This is a genomic window from Burkholderia sp. Se-20378, from assembly GCF_017104665.1.
GTDB lineage: Bacteria > Pseudomonadota > Gammaproteobacteria > Burkholderiales > Burkholderiaceae > Burkholderia > Burkholderia lata.
This window is the reverse complement of sequence record NZ_JAAGPG010000853.1, coordinates 1-2512: the sequence shown is the minus strand read 5'-3', so window position 1 is coordinate 2512 and position 2512 is coordinate 1. Positions and strand designations below refer to the sequence as shown.

The 2512-nt window shown below is 68.4% G+C and carries 3 protein-coding genes; 1 reads left to right on the top strand and 2 read right to left on the bottom strand.

Annotation, left to right across the window (positions count from 1 at the left end; translation table 11 throughout):
* On the bottom strand, positions 1 to 558 hold a 558-nt coding region (locus G3N93_RS38230), incomplete at its 3' end, for an MFS transporter (protein WP_206135357.1).
* A gap of 98 nt (positions 559 to 656) precedes the next feature.
* Here G3N93_RS38230 and G3N93_RS38225 point away from each other — a divergent pair.
* Complete coding sequence (locus G3N93_RS38225; RefSeq protein WP_206135356.1) at positions 657 to 1586, top strand: LysR family transcriptional regulator; 930 nt, start codon at positions 657 to 659, stop codon at positions 1584 to 1586.
* A gap of 184 nt (positions 1587 to 1770) precedes the next feature.
* Here the strand turns inward: G3N93_RS38225 and G3N93_RS38220 are convergent.
* A partial coding sequence (locus tag G3N93_RS38220) for an OmpW family protein (RefSeq protein ID WP_206135355.1) occupies positions 1771 to 2512 on the bottom strand: 742 nt, incomplete at its 5' end.

The following is a 2512-nucleotide window of genomic DNA, read 5'->3' as shown; positions in this document are numbered from 1 at the left end:
CACGTAGAACCCGCGCCAGCCGGCCGAGCCCGCGATCAGGCTCGCGAGCGGCCGGGACAGCAGGATGCCGAGCATCAGCCCGCTCATCACGTTGCCGACCGCGCGGCCGCGCTGCGCCTCGGGCGCCATCGACGCGGCCATCGGCACGAGCATCTGGATCACGCTCGACGCGGCGCCGGCCACGAGCGTCGCAAGCAGGAATACGGTGCCGGACCGCGTGAACGCGGGCAACGCGAGCGCGACTGCGCACGCGGCCAGCGTCGTGACGATCAGGCGGCGGTTCTCGAGCAGGTCGACGAGCGGGACGAGCAGCACGAGCCCGGCGGTGTAGCCGAGCTGCGGCAGCATCGCGACGAGGCCGGTCAGGCCGGGCGGCAGGTGCAGGTCGGTGCTGATCGGGCCCGTCAGCGGCTGCGCGGCGAACAGGTCCATCACGATCACGCCGACCGTCGCGGCGAAGAACACCGTCATGCCCGTGCTGAGCGCGGGCGGCGAGCCGGCGGACGCGCTGACGGGCGGGCGAGCGGCGGCGGGGCAAGGGTTGGCAGGGCAGTTCATCGGAAGCCTGGCGAATGGGTCGAAGGAGTACCCATCGTAGGCGTCGGATGTTTATGCGACAATTGAAATATCTCTAACATGATTATGCGAGTTTGTTTTTGAATGCGCGTGATCTCCAGGCATTCGTCGCGGTGGTCGACAGCGGGTCGATGGTCGCCGCGGCCGCGAAGCTCCACCTGACGCAGCCCGGCCTGACGCGGCGCGTGCAGAACCTCGAAACCCTGCTCGGCATGCCGCTGCTGGAGCGGCAAAGCAAGCCGCTGAAGCCGACCGCCGCCGGGCGGGACGTCTACGCGCTCGCGCGCAACGTGCTGGGCGCGGTCGACGAGCTGATGGCGGCGGGCGCGCCGGACAGCGAGCCGTCGGGCGAGCTGCGCATCGGCGTGCCGCCGTTCCTGTCCGAGCTGGCGCTCGAGCAACCGATCGACCGGCTGCGCGACGCGTTTCCACGTCTCACGCTGCGCGTGACGGCCGGCTGGTCGCCGGCACTGATGCAGGGCATCGAGCGCGGCGCGCTCGACGTCGCGGCCGTGATGGTGCCGGCCAGTTCGGCACTGCCCGACACGTTCGCGTCGACGCTGCTCGGTACGCAGCCGACGGTGCTCGTCGCCGCGCGCGACTTTCCGCTGCCGGCCGGTCCGCTGTCGATCGATACGCTGTCAGGTTTTCCGTGGGTGCTGAGTCAGGACGGCTGCGGGATGCGTTCGGCGCTGAGCCGCATGCTCGGCGCGGCCGGGCTGCCGTTCGACGTCGCGGTCGAGGCGTTCGGCTCGGAGCTGCAGCTGTCGCTCGTCGCGCGCGGCGCGGGCATCGGCATCGCCGCGCCGAACGCGCTGGCGCGCAGTGCGCATCGCGATGCGCTGAGGGTGGTGGAAACGGTGGGGCTGGAGACGCGGATCAACGTGTGGATCGTGCACGGCGCGCTGCCGGGCCGGCTGGTGCGGCCCGTCGCGCTGCTGCGCGATGCGCTGGGCGAGGTGCTCGACCGGGAAAACAGGGTGGGGTCAGATGCAGTGAAAGCGGTCTAGAGGCGACATTCGAGGGAAAATCCTTATTTTCTCTACGGAAATGTTGCATTGCGGAAACCGATTCGCTATAGTTGCACCTGTCTCCTCCATGTCTCCTCTGATATGGATTCAGCCCGCCTCTTAGGCGGGCTTTTTTTTGCCTGCGATTTTGTCGCGGCCTTCCATTCGTCGTCCGTCGCGGCGCTCAGAACTTGTACGTCATCCCGACGTAGCTGATGATCGGGTCGGCCTTCAGGTCCGATTTCGACTCCGAGAGCACCGTGCCGTCGGCTGCCTTGATCGTCACCGTCGACGTCGTCTTCAGCGGGATGTACGTTACCGACGCGATCAGCCCGAAGTGCTCGGTCATGTTGTACTGCAGGCCCGCGTTGAACACCGGCTGCCATGACGACGACGCCTTCGCCTCCACCGATGTCGTACCCGGCTTGCCCGCGCCCGCCGCGAGAATCGCGCCGAGGTTGTCCTGCGTCTGCTTGATGAAGTTCGTGTTGAGCTGCAGGTCGCTGAACCAGTTGTACGACACGCCGAGGCCGAGGAACGGCCGGAACTTCGCGGTGGCCTGCCCGAAGTAGTACTGCAGCAGCACGGCCGGGCTCCATTGCCGCACGCTCTTCACGATCGGGTTGACCGATGCCAGCCCGATGTTCTGCGTGCCGAGCGCGCCGGCAGGTCCTGGCGGCTTGATCGTGCCCTGGCCCGACACCTTGAACACCGGCGGCACGCCGGCCACCGACGTCACCGCGATATGGTCGGTCAGGAAGTGGCTGACCGTCAGGCCGACGGTGTCGGCGCCGCTCGTGCGCAGCCCGGTGCCCGGCGCCGTGAACGACGGCGGCAGCCGCCGCGGCGGGTTGAACGGCCGCGGCGCGACGTTGGCAGGCATCGGCGTCCTGCTCTGCTGCTGCTCTACGCTGCACCAGGCCACC